Genomic DNA, 15,366 nt, shown 5'->3' with positions numbered 1-15,366 from the left:
AGAGTCATCACGACATCACGAGGAAGGAACCGCCCATCCCGATCGCCATGACCATGTTCAGCAGGGTTTGAACGAGCGGCGAGAGCGGAGCGGAGCCACGCCGCCCGCCCCGAGCGCGAGCGAGGTCGACGAGGAACCACACGGTCGCGGCCGCAAAGAGGGCGACGAATCCGAGAGTGACCGTCACGACCCATCCCGGCTGTCGCCACAGCCCGGCCATCGAATCCCGGGACATCTCCATTCCCGGCATCGCCATCCCACCGGAGTCGCGCATCCCGCCGGTCGAGCCGCCCATCGTCATGGTCATCAGGGCGCTCATCCAGACCATCGCAGCCATCATCGCCGCGTGATAGGCCAGCAGAAGAGGCCCCACGTGATGGCTGCCAGCCTCAGGGCCCGCATGCGTCCGCGGGCGGAATACGGCGAGTCCGACGTACCAGAGCGCGGCGACGGTGAACACGACGATCTGAAGAAGCGGTGGGACGCTCGTCGACCATGTCCACGGCATGATCGCCATCGACAGACTCATGAGCACGTGGGCTGAGTACGATCCCCGATCCGGCCAGGTGCGGGAGTGCACCAGCGCCACCAGGAAGATCACGCCGGTGCCGGCGAACCATGCAGAGAAGGTCCAAGCCAGGGCGGGTTCCGCGATCACGCGATTTACTCTACATGATGTAGAGTCGCGTCGCGTCGCCTAATGGGTCTCCGTATCGATGCGGGACGGTGCCTGCGCGGCGTCGTGCGCGGGTCGCGGGATGAAGGAGTACCACCACAGCTTCAGCGACGCGGTGACGCGGTTCTCGTCGGCGCGGGTGAGCTCCTGGGGCACGAGGAGTGCGGCGAGGGCGGTTGTGACGGGTACGGCGAGCACCAGGCCGATCGCGCTGCACAGGGTCCGGACGACTTCGGCGGCGAGGTCCTCCTGCGACAGCAGGCTGACCGCCGGCCGGTTGTAGAGGTAGATGACGATCAGGGTCACCATGGCGGCCCCCGCGTAGGCGAACACGATGGTGTAGATCGTGGAGGCGATGTGGTCGCGGCCGATGCGCATCGCCCGGGTGAACAACTCTCGGCGGGACAGCAGAGGGGAGGCCGCGCGCAGCTCCCACACCGCCGACGCCTGGGTCACGGTGACGTCGTTGAGGACGCCGAGGCCGGCGATGACGATCGCGCAGGTGAGGACGCCGCGGAAGTCGATCTGCGTCGACCCGGCCAGCATCCCGCCGACGTCCCCGGTGACGCCCGTCAGGTGGGTGGTGCCGACCGAGAGTTGCGCCAGACCTGCGGTCAGCACGATGCCGAAGAGGGTACCCAGCAGAGCCACGCTCGTGCGCATGGAAGGGCCGTGCGCGAGGTAGAGGACCACGAACATGATCGTCGAGGACCCGACGACCGCGACGGCCAGTCCGGGCTGACCGGAGACAAGGGCAGGGAGCACGAAGCCCACGAGCACGAACCCGCTGAAGCCCAGCGCCAGCAAAGCCATCAGGCCCCGGAGGAGCCCGACGGCGATGACGATGACCGCGAACAGAACCACCCAGGCCGTGAGCGATTGGTCGCGCACCACGCCGTTGACGGTGATGCCCTGTGCTTCGGTCGCGAGGGTCTGCGCGTCCAGGCCCGACGACGAGGCGTCGGCGGCCTTCGGCGGCACCACCAATTCGATCCGGTCGCCGACCCGCAGGCCGGCGCTCGAATACGGCCACAGCAGCGGCACGGTGACCGACTTCCCCTTCGAGGCGCCGTCGAGGAGCGTCACTTTCGCGAGTTGGCACGCGCGGGTGTCTCCGGGCGCGGAGGTCGATGCGGACCCCGAGGAGAAGTACCCCGGGCAGGTTTTCGACAGCGCGACGATCCGCCCGGTCGGAAAGGTTGTGCCCTTTGCCGCGAACTCGATCTTGGAGGACGCGGACGCGACCTTCCCATGATCCGGCCAAAGCAGCGCCAGGCCGGCCGCCGTCGCCAGCCCAGCCAGCACCAGCACGGCGGCGACGACATTCCGGAGGATCCGGCCTCGCGGCCCCGTCCGGAGGGACCCGCCATGCGAGTGAGCGTGCGCGTGCGCCATGAAACCTCCGGTCGGCTTGATCGGGGCGCCACTCTAGCGCCGCGGCCTGAACGAGTCGCTGAGAAGGATGCGAGAACACCCACGTTCCTCTCGAGAGCGGAAGCCTTCGTCACTTCGACGAGCACAAGGTACATACGCCGTGCACGGTGACCGGGTGCGCGCCACCGAAAAATCGGTCCAACGCCGCTTCGACCGTCACACCGGCGCCGACTTCCTCGGTGCGCCCGCAACCGTCGCAGACGAGAAGGTCCCGTTGCGAAACCCGGTAGACGGTCTCGCCCCCAACGAATGCTTCCTCGATTTGTCGATTCCGGGTGAGCGCATGCAACTCGCGATACACCGTCGCCAAGCCGATGCGTTCGCCGCTGCCACGCAAAGCGGTGTACAGCGACTGGGCAGAGATGGGCGATTCCAAAGCCGCGAGCGCGGAAAGGACCAGTGATCGGTATCGGTGCGCCCGCTGCCGAGATGGCGCAGCGCCATCAGCGGTGGGACCCATGAACGCCCCCTCCCTCTCGCTTCTTATAGATATTGAGAATTATTATCGTTACGATTAGCGTAATCGCAACCCCGTGTCGTAGCCTTGCCCTATTGAGAATACTTATCAATAGTGACGTAGATGGGACACGTTCCCCGGATTGGATGGATGTCAGTGCGCATCAACAAATTGGTAGCCGTCGGTGTTGCGGCCGCGGCGTTGACGGCGGCTCTGGCCGGTTGCTCGCAGTCCTCGAACGGGAGCACCGGCGGCGACGGCAAGATCGTCGTCGTCGGAGCGGAGAACGAGTACTCGGACGTCGCTGCGCAGATCGGTGGGAAGTACGTGGCGGCGACAGCGATCATGAGCGACCCGAACACGGATCCGCACACTTTCGAGGCCAGCGCGAGCGTTGCGAGCGCGCTGAGCACCGCGCAGCTGGTGGTGCAGAACGGTGTCGGCTATGACGACTTCATGGCCAAGCTCGAGAAGGCCTCGCCCGACAGGACGCGCACGGTGATCGTGGCCCAGGATGTCCTGGGCCTGCCGGACAGCACGGAAAACCCGCACCTCTGGTATGACCCGAAGACGATGCCCGCCGTCGCGAAAGTGATCGCTGCTGATCTGGGCAAGATCGAGCCTTCGCACACGAGCTACTTCCAGGCCCAGCTGACCGCATTCGACAATTCGCTGAAGACCTGGACGGACCAGCTGGCAGCGTTCAAGCAGAACCACGCCGGCGCGCCCGTCGCTGTGATTGAACCGGTGGTGGACTACATGCTGCAGGCTGCGGGTGTGGACATCAAGACGCCGTGGTCGCTGCAGGCGGCGATCATGAACGGCACCGATCCGTCGCCGCAGGACTCCGCGGCGCAGGATGCGCTCTTCACCGGCAAGGCCGTCAAAGTGTTCCTCTACAACCAGCAGGTGACCGATTCGGTGACCTCGCACTTCCTGTCTCTTGCCCGCTCGAACAACGTGCCTGTCGTGGGCGTGTACGAGACGATGCCGACCGGCTACCACTACCAGAAGTGGATGGAGGCCGAGGTGACCGCGCTCACGAACGCGATCACGAACGGCCAGTCCACCGAGAAGCTGTGACGGATTCGCGAACTGGGGATGTCCCGGGCGGGGTGCTCTCCGCCCGGGGAATCGGTGTCACTTTTTCCGGAAAGCAGATCCTCGACGGTGTGGACCTCGATGTCGCGCCCGGCGAGTTTGTAGGCCTGATCGGCGCGAACGGCGCGGGGAAGACGACGCTGCTGCGGGTCCTCCTCGGGGTGCTTCGCCCCGGTTCCGGTCGCATCGATCGCCCGGGACGTAGCGCACGCTCCGGCGGGGTGGGTTACCTTCCGCAGAAGGTCGCTCTGGATGCGGACGCACCACTGCGGGCCCGGGATGTCGTCGCGCTCGGACTGGACGGTGGCCGGCTCGGTTTGCCGCTGCGCCGTCGAAAGGTGCGCGCGCGCGTCGATGAGTCGCTCCGCGCGGTCGGCGCCGTTTCCTTCGCCGACCAGCGCATCGGCGAGCTCTCCGGTGGGCAGCAGCAGCGCGTGCTGCTGGCCCACGCGCTGATCAGCGATCCTGCCCTGCTGCTGCTGGACGAGCCGCTGGCGAATCTCGACCCGGCGAGCGCACAGGACATCGTCGAGCTGCTGGACGAACTGCGCCGCACGCGCCGGGTGGCGATCGTCATGACCGCGCACGACATGAACCTCCTCCTGCCGGTGATGGACCGTATCGTCTATCTCGCCGCCGGCCGGGCGGCCACTGGCTCCGTGGAAGAAGTGGTGCGGAGCGATGTCCTCACCCGTCTGTACGGGCGTCCCATCCGCGTGATCCGCGCCGAAGGCCGTGTCATGGTCATCGCCGACGGCACGGGCGGGGTCGCCGACGAAGTCCACCATGGGCCGTCTCGCCCTGCGGCGCTGCAACAGGAGCGCTCGTGAGAATGCTGGCCGCGGTTATATTGGGCGGCTTCTTCAGCAGTCCGACGGTCCATACCGCCCTCATCGTCGGGGGCTTCGTTGCTGCGATCGCCGGCGTGGTCGGTGTGTTCACCGTTGTTCGTGGTCAGTCCTTCGCGGGTCACGCACTGGCCGATCTCGGCGCGGTCGGCGGCTCGGCGGCCTTCCTCGTCGGCATCAGCCAGCTGTGGGGCTTCGTCTGCGCCGGGATCATCGCCGCCCTCCTCATGGAGGTCATCGGCGTGCAACGTCTCAAGGGGCGAGACGTCGCCACCGGCGTCGTCTTTGGCTTCGGGCTGGGCCTGACTGCCCTGTTCCTCTACTGGGACACCACGATCGGCGGCTCGAGCAACGCTGCGGTCTCGGTGCTCTTCGGGTCGCTGTTCGTCATCGACCCGGGCGTCATCCCTCTGGTGGTCGCCCTCAGTCTCGTCGCGCTGATGCTGATCGTGCTCGCCTACCGGTGGCTGCTGATGGAGTCGATCGACCACGACCTCGCGACCGCTCGCGGTGTGCCCGTCCGCCTGACCGGCATCCTGTTCCTCATCGCGCTCGCGCTCGCCGTCGAATTGTCCGCACTGACCATCGGCGCGATCCTGTCCACCGCCCTGCTCATCGGTCCGGCAGCGACCGCGCTGCTGCTCACACGCCGCTCCGGCCTCGCCGTGCTCCTCGCGTCCGGGCTCGCCGTCGCCACGACCTGGGTGGGCTGCTGGGTGTCGTACGAGAGCTACTACTGGATCGGCGGCCCCAACTGGCCCGTCAGCTTCTGCATCGTCGCCCTGGTGTTCTTCGTCTACCTCGCTGTCCGTATCAGCGTCCACTTCCGTTCCGTCCGGCGGGCACCACGCCCCGACGCCATGATCGCGGCTCCCGCTTCCGAGCCGGCACGGGTGGTGGGCTGATGTTCGCACCGTTCATGGTTAACGCCTGGGAGGCGGGCACGATCGTCGCCCTGATCGCCGGCATCGTCGGGTTCTTCGTGGTGCTGCGCGGCAACGCGTTCCTCGCCCACGCGGTCCCCCATGGGGCATTCGCCGGGGCGGCCGGCGCTGTCCTGGTCGGCATCGACCCGCTCATCGGGCTGGGCGTCTTCGCCGCCGGTGGAGCGCTGACCATCTCCGTGCTCGGGCGCCGAGCTCGCAGTGACGTCATCACGGCCCTGGCACTGGTGATGATGCTCGGCCTCGGAGCGCTGTTCCTCAGCCGCTCGACCGAATACTCCGCCGAGGTTTTCGCGCTGCTATTCGGCCAGATCCTCGGTGTCTCCACACTGGAGATCGTGCCGATGCTCGTGCTCGGAGCGCTCTGCGTGGCCGCGATCGCCGTGCTCTACCGCCCCTTGCTCACCGCGTCGGTCCTGCCCGACATGGCGCCATCCCGCGGAGTAAGCCCCCAAGCCATGTCGGTCGTCTTCGGTTTGATCCTCGCCTGCGCGACGACGATGAGCGTACCAATCGTAGGGGCTCTCCTTATGTTCGCGTTGCTCGTCGGGCCGCCGGCCGCGGCTCGGTTCCTCACCCGCCGCCCGGCCACCGCAATCGTGTTGTCCGTCGCCTTCGCCCTCGCGACGATCTGGGCATCCATCGCCCTCGCCTACATCAGCGACTGGCCAGTGGGCTTCTTCGTCACCGCCACCAGCGCACTGCTCTATCTGCTCGGGCGCAGCATTGCTTCGTGGCAGCGGCGGGGCCTGTCAGCGCTCGTCAGGAATTGAGCACTTTCGCTCGTGAGGAATTGAGCACTTCGTTGTGTGGTTAGTTTGCCGCGTTTTCGGCGCGGACGGAGGGTAGCGTCTCGATCTCGGTGTTTCGGAGTCGATAGCTGGAGCCCTTCAGTGTGACGACTTCGGCGTGGTGGACGATGCGGTCGATCATGGCCGCGGCGACGACTTGGTCGGAGAAGACGTCGCCCCAGCGGGCGAAGGGCATGTTGCTGGTCAGGATCAACGACGCGTGTTCGTAACGGGATGAGACGAGTTGGAAGAACAAGTTCGCGGCGTCCTGCTCGATCGGGATGTAGCCGACCTCGTCGACGATGATCAGCCCGTAACGGCGCAGCTTGGCCAGCTCAGCGCCGAGCTTGCCAACCGTGTGGGCGGCTTGCAGGCGGGTTACCCATTCGGTTGCGGTGCCGAACAGAACCCGGTGACCCAGGTGGGCGGCTCTGATCCCGAGCGCGATCGCCAGGTGTGTCTTGCCAGTCCCGGGCGGACCGATCAGGACGACGTTCTGCCCGCCCGCGAGAAAAGCCCCGCCGGCCAGGTGCAAGATCGTGTCGCGCTTCAGCGCGGGTTGGTGATCGAACACGTAGTCCTCGATCGTCTTGCGGGCGGGGAACCCGGCCGCCCGGATCCGCAGATCCGATCCGGAGGAGTCCCGGGCCGAAACCTCCCGATCCAGGACGGCAGCTAAGTATTCCTCGTGGGACCACCCGGCGTCGCGGGCCTGCTCGGCCAGCCGGGCAGCGTGCTCCTGGATGCGCGGCGCCTTCAGCGCCCGGGCGAGATGGTCGATCTGCTTGATCGCGGTGCTAGTCATGCGGTGTGCTCTTCCTGGTCGAGGGTGATGCCGAAGAAGGCGTCGTAGTCGGCCAGATCCCGCAGGATCCCGGCATCCTCGATCGTCTTCGGCCACGGTTGCTGGAACGCGACCCGCAGCCGGCCGGCGCTGCTGACGTGTTCGGGGTCGGTGATCCGTCCGGCGCGTCCCCAGCTGCGGGGATGGTCGGCGACCAGCCGACCGGCGAGACGCGCTTGGACCCGCTCCAAGTCGGCGCTGACATCGACCATCCGATCGATCGCCGCCGGGTCGACGGAGTAGTCATTGCCGAGCACGGGCGTGTAGTAGTCCCGGCCGACCCGGATCCGGTTGCGGAACCCGGCCTGCGGGTCCAACGGCGGCAACGCCAGCATCGACCTCCGGTCCAGCTCGATCAGCTGAGTCGGCCGGGTCTGGAGCGATCGGACCGTTCGTTGATTCGCTCTGGTCAGCCAGGTCGCCAGCTGGGCGTTGAAGTCGTCGGGGTGCTCGAACTGGCGGCCAGGCATGAACGAGGTCTCCAGGAACTGGTTCGCTCGTTCGACGATGCCCTTGGACTCCGGATCGAAGGGCTTGAGCTGAACAATCCGAGTGGCCAGCGTCCCGCAGAACCCGGTGACGCCCTCCGCGAGATGGTTGCGGCGGCCAATGCCGGCCTCGTTATCCCAGATCAGTCGTCGGGGAACGGCGCCCAGCTGCCCACTCAGCAGCGACCACATGCCGGCCAGCAGGTCCGGTGTCTTGCGGGTGGGTAGCATCCGGGCGGTGATGAACCGTGAATACGAGGCGACCATCACCAGCACCGGGAAGGACGCCCATTGGCCGGTCCCAGTCGGAATCCGCGCTGGCGGGAACCAGAGATCGCACTGGACCTGGTCGCCCGGGGAGTAGTCCAGCCGGTCGGCTGGGTCCTTCGGTGAATACTCCGGCCGCAGCAGGGCGACCCGTTTCCGGAACCACGACGGCGACCCTGCCCAACCGACTCGTTCGGCGATCACCGTCGCCGGCATCGTCGGGAACTCGGCCAGCAGCGACCGGACCCGCGGCTCGAGCTCGTCGAACGCCGACGGTCTCGGCGGCTGCTGATAGGTCGGCGGCGCTGGCGAGGCCAACGCCCTCGCCACCGTGTTCCGCGACAGCCCGAGCTGTCTGGCGATCTGCGCCTTCGGCACTCCCTCTGCCAAGTGCAGCCGCCGAATCAAGGCCCAATGCTCCAAGGTGATCACCCGTCCAATCTGGATCAGGTGCTCAATTCCTCACGAGCGTTTCTGCTCAATTCCTAACGAGCGCCGACAGGGCCGACCCGCCCGGGAGAAGAGCTCGAGCCACTGAAGGGGATCCGAGCGCTTGAAGGGGATCCGAGCGTTGCGCCGCTTGTGGTTCATTCGCTGCGTCCGTCCTTCAGCGTCAGCCGACGGCGTGCCTCGGACCTGGTCGGGATCGGGCTGGAATCGGTATTCGTGCCGGGTTCCGTGCGGATGAACCGATGACCTACGTGACCCGGTTCGAGCTCCTTGCTGCGCGATGTACAGGGGCAGATAGCCGGAGACGGATGTACTGCGGACCGCGGATCTCGGTCAGGATCGTGCCGCTGCGCGACCAAGAAGGCAACTAGGAGAAGCGGAACAAGGAGCACGCAAGGGAAACCCCAAAACGAGGAGATCTGAAAGCAGTGATGGAGACAGAAGACGGAAGGAGCACAAATGACACGACAAGAGCGATAGACATAAACAAGAGCGAATGCACGCAGGCACTTTCTGTGGAATGGGAGTATCCTGGGCGCCATGCGCGGGGGTGTGGCGCGGTGGAAACGAGGGGTTGCCTCACATGGGGTGAGGCAAGCGATCGCGTACGCGTTCGGCGGTGTCTGCGATTCCCACCTGACCGCGAAGACCGCGCAAGGGGTGCTCGCGGCAGCGGATTACGCGGGTGCGGTGATGACCCGGTACATCGTGGAGAACGGGTCCATCCGCGATGATCTGCTCACCCGGAAGCAGCTGCGCACCTGGGTCGATGGCGGCGACCCACTCACCGGTGAGCATCGCGGGTTCGAGATGTCCTCCCCGAACGCGGACCTGGTGCTGGATGCGACCATCAACGCGCCGAAGTCGTTCAGCATCGCGGCGATGCTGGACCCGGAGTTGAACGCGGCATACGAAGACCTCCAGGACCGACTAAGGGACCGGATCATCCACCTCTGGCAGGAAGAACTCAACGCACGGCGCGGGAAGGGCGGCTGCATCCGAGAAGACCTCGCTCGAGTCGAGGTGGTCGAGCTCAAGCATGAACGCTCCCGCTCACTGGACCCACACAAGCACCGGCACCTGTGGTTGAACGTGAAAGTCCAAGGTGGCGACGGGAAATGGTCCAACCTGGACACCCGGGTTGCGTTGCGGTTCCAAAACGTCATCAACGCCGAAGGCGACCTCGCCGCCCGCACCGACCCCGCATGGATCACCGCCCTCGCCGCGAAAGGGTTCACTCTCAACGAGGACGGTGAGATCGCCCAGTTGCAGCACCTGGTACGTCCCCTGTCGAAGCGGTCCGCGCAGATCGAAGCCAACAAGATTGCCCGCACCGCATGGTGGAAGCAACAGCACCCCGGACAGGAGCCTTCCCACGACGTGCTGAATCAGATCGACCGGTGGGCGTGGGCAGCCAACCGGCCGAACAAGCCCGGGCACCTCGACGAAGACAACTGGGCCGAGCTAATTCGGCAAGAGCTGAGTTCGGTGGACCCGACGATCAGACAAACCCCCTCCCCCGTTCGCCTTGCTGCGGTCTCGATCGACGACCTGGACCTGGAGCTTCTCGCGGCCAGAGCAATCGTTGACGCGGATGCACGTTCAACAGGCACGGGCGGCCGATTCAGCGACCTGGACATCCGGGCCGGCGCCATCCGCGCGATCGCGGCCTCGGGGGTTCTGGCCGAGCGCACTGAACTTGCCGCAACTGTTGACGCGGTCTCAGAGGCTGCTGCTCGCACTTACACGGTGACGTTGCTGAACGATCCTGACACGCCGAAGCACGTCAAGCATCGGATGGCCACCGCAACCGTTGTTCTGAAGACCACTCTTGCGAACCGGATCGACGCGATGGCAGCACCCGGAGATGCCGTCTCGACCCGCGAGATCACGGCGATCGCTCACGCGCTCGACCCGGAGCGTGTCCTCGATGGCGACCAGGCAGATGGTGCTGCCGCCCTCGCCGGAACAGCCTCGATCGTCTCCATCACCGGGGCCGCGGGAACGGGTAAGACCACCATGCTCAAGGTCGCCGGAGCCGCGCTTCGCCGGCACGGACACAACATGATCATCGTCGCTCCGACCAAGAAGGCCTCTACCGTCGCCGGCCGAGAAACCAACAGCGCCGCCTCCTCCCTCCACCAGCTCCTCCACGACTACGGATGGCGTTGGACAACGAGCGCCTCTGGCAACACGGAGTGGACGCGACTGCTCCCCGGAGCTATCGACCCCACGACCGGAGCGGAGTATCGCGGCCCTCGAATCGCGATCCGACCAGGTGACCGGATCGTGGTCGATGAGGCCGGCATGCTCGACCTCGAAGCCGCAAACGCGCTTCTGGACGTCATCGAACGCACACGAGCAACTATCGCGGTGGTCGGCGACGACTACCAAGCCCTCCCTGTCGGACATTCCGGTGCCATGGCCCTGTTCCGATCCGCAGCCTTCGGCCGGATCGAACTCACAAATATCCATCGGTTCCGTGATCCCGATTGGGCCGACCTCACGCTGCGACTCCGCGACGCCGACGGCGCCGAAGAAGGACAGCGGATCGCAGGGGAGCTAATAGAAAAAGGGCATGTCACGTCCGTCACCACGGAGGTCGACGCCCGGCAGACGATGGTCGACGGATGGTTCGACGCGAGCGGACACGGGCAGACGATCGCCCTGGTGACCGCCACCCATGCCGAAGCGCAACAGATCAACGAAAGCATCCAAACTCAGCGCATCGCGTCCGGCGACCTCACCACCGACCGTCAGGTACTCGGTCAGGCCGATCAGCCGTGCTTTGTGGGCGACGTCGTTCAGACTCGACGCAACGACAACACGTCCGGGGTGGAGAACCGCCAGACCTGGATTATCAAGGCCATCACCAAAGACCACGTGCTTCTAACAAGTCTCACCGACTCGTCCCACCTCAGGAAGATCACCCACGAGTACGCCGGATCCCACCTGCACCTCGGATACGCCGGCACCGTCTACGGAGTCCAAGGGGAAACCACCGAACGATCCATCGTCGGCCCCGGCGTCGACGCAGCCGGCCTCTACGTCGGTCTCACCCGCGGCAGAGGAAGAAACGAAGCCGTCGTCATCGCGGGAACCGCACGGGCCGCGATCGCCGAACTAGGCGACACCATGCAGCGCCATCCGCGAGAAGAGACGCTCGAGAAGTCTCGGATCGCCTCCCGTCGCGAGCTCGCACGAGCATCCCGCACCGACCCGACACGAGCGTCGACCGCGAGCGAAGCTCCGTCGCCTTCCCTGCGCCTCTGACTTGGACGGTGGATTAGGCCGTCCTCAGCCCTGAGGCCACGACCGCAAGACCGGGTCGACTCGCGCCCGCCAAGGTTGCGTCGACAGCGTGGTACCAGAGGATCGCCACGCCCAGGGCGTCGGCCTGTTGCTGCGCCACCGGTCGAACTCCCCCTCGCACGAAGATCAACGCCTGCCGGCCATCGGAGGTCGCTAGCCTCGCAGCATTCTCCACCGCATCGATATCCAGGTTCCCCCGTCCGTTATCGACCCAGGCGAGGTACCGGGAACTGTAGAGGTCGCAGAGCTGCCGGGCAGGATCTTGCGCGGCGACAGTGTCCACTGCGCCCAGATAGATCATCCATTCGCGGCACAACTCGACCGCTTCATCAGCAGAGACACCAAACGGCCTTGGCGCCGGAGGCTCACGTTCCACCCCACCAGTCTGCCCGACGCCACGGTCACCCGGACTGAGGCAACAGCCGCCGTGTCAATACATCGAAGCCTTCGCTGAAGGCTGGCGCAATACACCACCTGAAGCGGGTCGAAACGCAAGGAAATGGATGGCGCTCGGGAGCCGGCAGACCCCGCTAGCCGGGTTAGAGGTCGACAGTCGCGGGGCCGTCGCCTTTGAAGTCTTCGTAGGACTGCAACACCGAATCGACGAGCGAGAAGGTATTGGTGTGCCCGTGAGAAGGCGGAAGCGCCGTCGCCCGCAACCTTGCGTGGTCGTATCGACCTTGGAGCGCAGACTCGTCGCCTGCAAGCGCTCCTTGATAGCCGGGGAGGAACTTGACGAGCTGAACTTCAGGACTAGTTCCCGGAGCCAAGTCCGCGAAATGGAGCAGCAGCCATAATTCGAAGTTGGGGGTGTTATCTACAAGCCGGACACCAGAAAGCTCGGAACTATCCGCCACGAGTTCAGCAACCCCGTCAGGTAGTCGATCGAACACGCACCAGACCTCGTCGTACGCCGCGCCCTGCTCGCGCGCGATTGTGGCGCGTTCACGGGCAAACCGGATGTTCTTGAGCGGATCGTCCGTGGGCATCGGTTCCAGGGCGATCGGATGGTGGTGCGTCTGTTGCTTGACCCACTGCACATACTCCTCATGAACAGGACGCTCATGCAGCACAAGAATGAACGACCTCGGTTCGCGACTAGGGGCCTTGCGAGCGAGGTCCTGGGCGGGGGAATCACGGTTCGAGCTCACCCGTTTCATCCCAGAGATCCAAGAACGCGTGCTGATCGATACGAGGTATCGCTGCGTACTTCCCATTGAGATAGTTGCGGCTGAACACCTCGTTCCGGCGTGGACTGAACTCCGAGAGAGCACGTAGCTCGCTCGCGCCAGCAAAGTCTTTCTCTACAGGAGAATGGAATTGCAACCTCGCTTACCAAGGGCGTTAAGGTCCTCGAGCGCGTGCGTGCACTGTACCCGTCGGAGACGCTCACAAACTCCGACGAAACCAGCCCCCGGAACAAGAGCTCGGTAATCACGCTCCTCCAGGTCGACGGGAAGCGGCTGATGTTCACCGGAGACGCCGGCATCCCTTCGCTCGAGGCGGCAGCGGACGAGTATGAGGCACACGTCGGAGCATTCAGCGCATACCCGCTCGACTTGTTCCAGGCACCTCACCACGGAAGCCATCGCAACGTCGGCCCGGACATCCTCGACCGGATTCTCGGACCGATCGACCACGGGTTCCGGAAGACCGACGCCTACATCAGCAGCGCGAAGAACTCCGAGAAGCACCCTCACCGAAGGTCACCAACGCGCTGGGACGACGTGGCGCGGGAGTGTATGTCACCGAGGGGAAGACCATCGCCTACTGGTCGCCCGGAACGAAGCGGGACGGCTGGGGTCCGATCACCGGGATTGGCCCCCTGGAGGAAGACGATTAGCGGCTTCGACAGCTACACCCTGCAGGCGAGGACTGCGCCAGCAGTGGTGCTGATGTTGCCGCTGCTGCTATTCGTCCTCTACCTCGTCAACACGCCGTGGGTCGGGATTAGCATCCCGGCCCTCGGTGTCGTCGGCATCATCTCCGTCGCGAACGAACTCGTCCGAGGCAGAGGGCGACTTCTGCAGGAGCGCCTCGTCTCCGAGTGGGATGGGCTGCCGACGACGCGGGCGCTGCGTCACCGCGACAGCGGGGACACCGAATCGCGTCGACGGCTGCGCGAAGCGATCTGCCAGCTGACCGGTGAGGATCTCCCCACCGCTGCGGAGGAGACTTCCAACCCAGAGCAGGCAGACACCCGGTACCGCGGGGCAATCGATCTGGCGATCAGTGTGATCCGCCGGGATGGGATAGACGCGTCCCTCGTCCGACACGAGAACGCTCGGTACGGCTTCCGAAGAAACACCCGTGCCGTGAAGGGTGTTGCGGTCGGAGTCATACTCGCTGGATTGGCGGTCAACGCCGTCGTGCTGTTCTTCACCTCCGTCCCACTCGTAGGTCTCGTCGTCGTTCTCGGCCACATTGCGTTGCTGTTGTTCTGGGCGTTCGCAGTCAATGACAACTGGGTCAAGGTCCAAGCAGAGACGTTCAGCAACCAGTTCGCTCGAACTGCGATCACGACAGCTCGAGCTGCACGTCCCGCTCGCTAGTTCCCTGCGTCGATTGCGATGGCCGCCTCGAGAGGCGGCCATCATCGTTTCGCCACCACGACCGACCCGACGGCTAGATGTAGTTCCCCGACACGTTGTGAACGCGTGACTTAGGCGAAGACCTCCGGAACGATGTGGGTTACCACACACCAATCGTTCTCGGAGGTCTTCGTGACTCACGCTAATGCACCGTTGACGCCGGAGGGGCGTCGTCGTCTTGCCGTCCTGGTCGTGGAGCGGGGCTGGCCGTTGCGGCGTGCTGCGGATCGGTTCCAGTGCTCGCCGGCCACGGCGAAGCGGTGGGCTGACCGTTACCGGGCTGGTTTGCCGTTGACTGATCGCAGCTGCCGTCCATCGACATCGCCGTCGCGGTTGAGTCGGCGCGTCGAGCGGCGGATCGTCGCGTTGCGCTTCACGCGCCGGTGGGGTCCGCATCGGATCGCGTATCACCTCGGCTTGCACCGTTCGACGGTCGGTCGGGTGTTGGCCCGTTACCGGATGCCATTGCTGACCCATCTTGACGCCAGCACCGGGTTACCGGTTCGCAGACCGAAACCGATCCGCTACGAGGTCGCCTCGCCGGGCCAGCTCGTCCACGTCGATATCAAGAAGCAGGGCCGCGTCCCCGACGGCGGAGGCTGGAGGGCACACGGCCGCGTCTCGGAGCAGAACCGCCGAGCGGGAGCCGCCCGCTCGCGCGCTGCCCGCAGAGGAGCGCCCGCCTCACGGGGCTACCGCTATCTGCACCACGCCGTCGATGACTACTCCCGGTTGGCCTACTCGGAGATTCTCGACGACGAGCGCAAAGAGACCGCGGCCGCGTTCTGGCTTCGCGCGAATGCGTTCTTCCAACATGCCGGAATCACCGTCACCGCCGTGATGACCGACAACGGAGCCTGCTACCGATCCAACGACTTCGCCGACGCGCTCGGCACCATCCAGCATCGCAAGACTCGCCCCTACCGACCGCAAACCAACGGCAAGGTCGAGCGGTTCAACCGCACTCTGGAAACCGAATGGGCTTACGCCATCGCCTACGCCGACGAAGACTCACGCGCGGCTGCCTACCTGCACTGGCTCCATCACTACAATCACCACCGACCCCACACCGGAATCGGCGGCTCAACACCCGCAGCCCGCGTTCACAACCTCACGGGGAACTACAGCTAGAGGTTCAGCAGATTATCAAATCCGGCTGACGA

At 65.3% G+C, this 15,366-nt stretch carries 14 protein-coding genes; 7 read left to right on the top strand and 7 right to left on the bottom strand.

All coding sequences use genetic code 11. The features are described 5' to 3' along the window. Nucleotides 1–7: 7 nt before the first annotated feature. The 3 genes from ACR5MH_RS18465 to ACR5MH_RS18455 form a co-directional block, all read right to left on the bottom strand. Complete coding sequence (locus tag ACR5MH_RS18465) at nucleotides 8–658, bottom strand: DUF5134 domain-containing protein (RefSeq protein WP_431348522.1); 651 nt, start codon at nucleotides 656–658, stop codon at nucleotides 8–10. A 39-nt stretch (nucleotides 659–697) separates the two neighbouring features. Beyond that, nucleotides 698–1,987: a YibE/F family protein gene (locus tag ACR5MH_RS18460; RefSeq protein ID WP_431348521.1), complete on the bottom strand. Its 1,290-nt coding sequence runs from the start codon at nucleotides 1,985–1,987 to the stop codon at nucleotides 698–700. A 193-nt stretch (nucleotides 1,988–2,180) separates the two neighbouring features. Then, nucleotides 2,181–2,570, bottom strand: coding sequence for a Fur family transcriptional regulator (locus ACR5MH_RS18455; protein ID WP_431348520.1), 390 nt, complete (start codon nucleotides 2,568–2,570; stop codon nucleotides 2,181–2,183). Nucleotides 2,571–2,690: 120 nt separating this feature from the next. Between ACR5MH_RS18455 and ACR5MH_RS18450 the strand changes: the two genes are divergently transcribed. Genes ACR5MH_RS18450 through ACR5MH_RS18435 form a run of 4 tightly spaced genes read left to right on the top strand, consistent with a single transcriptional unit; the run spans nucleotide 2,691 to nucleotide 6,233 of the window. Beyond that, the gene (locus ACR5MH_RS18450; protein ID WP_433862035.1) at nucleotides 2,691–3,650 is read left to right on the top strand and encodes a metal ABC transporter solute-binding protein, Zn/Mn family; all 960 of its coding nucleotides are present in this window, start codon (nucleotides 2,691–2,693) and stop codon (nucleotides 3,648–3,650) included. Between the two features lie 32 nt (nucleotides 3,651–3,682). Further along, nucleotides 3,683–4,498 (top strand): metal ABC transporter ATP-binding protein, encoded by an 816-nt coding sequence (locus ACR5MH_RS18445; protein WP_431348518.1) that lies wholly within the window; start codon nucleotides 3,683–3,685, stop codon nucleotides 4,496–4,498. Nucleotides 4,499–4,500: 2 nt separating this feature from the next. Next, nucleotides 4,501–5,421, top strand: coding sequence for a metal ABC transporter permease (locus ACR5MH_RS18440; RefSeq protein WP_431349459.1), 921 nt, complete (start codon nucleotides 4,501–4,503; stop codon nucleotides 5,419–5,421). Beyond that, nucleotides 5,421–6,233 (top strand): metal ABC transporter permease, encoded by an 813-nt coding sequence (locus ACR5MH_RS18435; RefSeq protein ID WP_431348517.1) that lies wholly within the window; start codon nucleotides 5,421–5,423, stop codon nucleotides 6,231–6,233. The genes ACR5MH_RS18440 and ACR5MH_RS18435 overlap by 1 nt, the downstream gene beginning before the upstream one ends. 40 nt (nucleotides 6,234–6,273) lie before the next feature. Here the strand turns inward: ACR5MH_RS18435 and istB are convergent, their stop codons facing one another. Together istB and istA are read right to left on the bottom strand one after the other, a co-directional pair. Then, the gene (gene istB, locus ACR5MH_RS18430; protein WP_407792078.1) at nucleotides 6,274–7,056 is read right to left on the bottom strand and encodes an IS21-like element helper ATPase IstB; all 783 of its coding nucleotides are present in this window, start codon (nucleotides 7,054–7,056) and stop codon (nucleotides 6,274–6,276) included. Then, nucleotides 7,053–8,273, bottom strand: coding sequence for an IS21 family transposase (istA, locus tag ACR5MH_RS18425; protein WP_407792084.1), 1,221 nt, complete (start codon nucleotides 8,271–8,273; stop codon nucleotides 7,053–7,055). Before istA ends, istB begins: the two co-directional genes overlap by 4 nt. 567 nt (nucleotides 8,274–8,840) lie before the next feature. Between istA and ACR5MH_RS18420 the strand changes: the two genes are divergently transcribed. Next, nucleotides 8,841–11,573: an AAA family ATPase gene (locus tag ACR5MH_RS18420; RefSeq protein WP_433862034.1), complete on the top strand. Its 2,733-nt coding sequence runs from the start codon at nucleotides 8,841–8,843 to the stop codon at nucleotides 11,571–11,573. Nucleotides 11,574–11,586: 13 nt separating this feature from the next. Here the strand turns inward: ACR5MH_RS18420 and ACR5MH_RS18415 are convergent, their stop codons facing one another. Both ACR5MH_RS18415 and ACR5MH_RS18410 read right to left on the bottom strand, forming a co-directional pair. Next, nucleotides 11,587–11,988 (bottom strand): hypothetical protein, encoded by a 402-nt coding sequence (locus tag ACR5MH_RS18415; RefSeq protein WP_431348515.1) that lies wholly within the window; start codon nucleotides 11,986–11,988, stop codon nucleotides 11,587–11,589. Nucleotides 11,989–12,151: 163 nt separating this feature from the next. Beyond that, nucleotides 12,152–12,652: an RloB family protein gene (locus tag ACR5MH_RS18410; RefSeq protein ID WP_431348514.1), complete on the bottom strand. Its 501-nt coding sequence runs from the start codon at nucleotides 12,650–12,652 to the stop codon at nucleotides 12,152–12,154. Nucleotides 12,653–12,973: 321 nt separating this feature from the next. On the opposite strand from ACR5MH_RS18410, the gene ACR5MH_RS18405 reads away from it, so the two are divergent. Further along, nucleotides 12,974–14,164: a hypothetical protein gene (locus ACR5MH_RS18405; protein WP_431348513.1), complete on the top strand. Its 1,191-nt coding sequence runs from the start codon at nucleotides 12,974–12,976 to the stop codon at nucleotides 14,162–14,164. A 171-nt stretch (nucleotides 14,165–14,335) separates the two neighbouring features. Further along, nucleotides 14,336–15,334 (top strand): IS481 family transposase, encoded by a 999-nt coding sequence (locus tag ACR5MH_RS18400; RefSeq protein WP_431346078.1) that lies wholly within the window; start codon nucleotides 14,336–14,338, stop codon nucleotides 15,332–15,334. The last annotated feature ends 32 nt before the right edge of the window (nucleotides 15,335–15,366 follow it).

The organism is Streptomyces sp. L7 (genome assembly GCF_050990935.1).
Classification (GTDB): Bacteria; Actinomycetota; Actinomycetes; order Actinomycetales; family Microbacteriaceae; genus Leifsonia.
Note: the sequence above shows the minus strand (reverse complement) of the source record. Positions and strands in the feature narration are given on the sequence as shown.

What these genes read in the sequence shown, in the direction of transcription:
- ACR5MH_RS18455 (WP_431348520.1), bottom strand. Translation starts at nt 2,570, where the DNA reads ATGGGTCCCACCGCTGATGGCGCTGCGCCATCTCGGCAGCGGGCGCAC.
- ACR5MH_RS18450 (WP_433862035.1), top strand. Translation starts at nt 2,691, where the DNA reads ATGGGACACGTTCCCCGGATTGGATGGATGTCAGTGCGCATCAACAAA.
- ACR5MH_RS18440 (WP_431349459.1), top strand. Translation starts at nt 4,501, where the DNA reads ATGCTGGCCGCGGTTATATTGGGCGGCTTCTTCAGCAGTCCGACGGTC.
- ACR5MH_RS18435 (WP_431348517.1), top strand. Translation starts at nt 5,421, where the DNA reads ATGTTCGCACCGTTCATGGTTAACGCCTGGGAGGCGGGCACGATCGTC.
- istB (WP_407792078.1), bottom strand. Translation starts at nt 7,056, where the DNA reads ATGACTAGCACCGCGATCAAGCAGATCGACCATCTCGCCCGGGCGCTG.
- ACR5MH_RS18420 (WP_433862034.1), top strand. Translation starts at nt 8,841, where the DNA reads ATGCGCGGGGGTGTGGCGCGGTGGAAACGAGGGGTTGCCTCACATGGG.